This is a genomic window from Ciceribacter ferrooxidans (genome assembly GCF_004137355.1).
Lineage (GTDB): Bacteria > Pseudomonadota > Alphaproteobacteria > Rhizobiales > Rhizobiaceae > Allorhizobium > Allorhizobium ferrooxidans.
Genome location: NZ_SDVB01000014.1, coordinates 1 through 251, shown reverse-complemented (window position 1 = coordinate 251; position 251 = coordinate 1). Strand labels below are relative to the sequence as shown.

1 protein-coding gene is annotated in these 251 nt (G+C 67.3%); it reads right to left on the bottom strand.

Translation table 11 applies throughout. The features are described 5' to 3' along the window. A partial coding sequence (locus EUU22_RS25080) for a hypothetical protein (protein WP_165351007.1) occupies nt 1-251 on the bottom strand: 251 nt, incomplete at both ends.

Here is a 251-nt window from a genome sequence, read left to right as displayed (position 1 = left end):
GGCGATGAGCGTGCCGCCGCTGCCTGCGGGATTCTCCAGCCAGGAGATGCCGGTGTTGAGCACGTCACGGAAGGTGTTGCCCACGATCTGGCTGCCGAAGCCTTCCCACGACCCGGCGATTCCCGTGTCGGTGAGATCACTGAAGGTGCAGTTCTTCACTGTGCTGGTGCGCCCGAGCGTCAACGCCGTGCCGGCGATGCGCGCGAAGTGCAGGCCGTCGATGGTCGCGCCGCCGGCGCCATAGCCCTTGG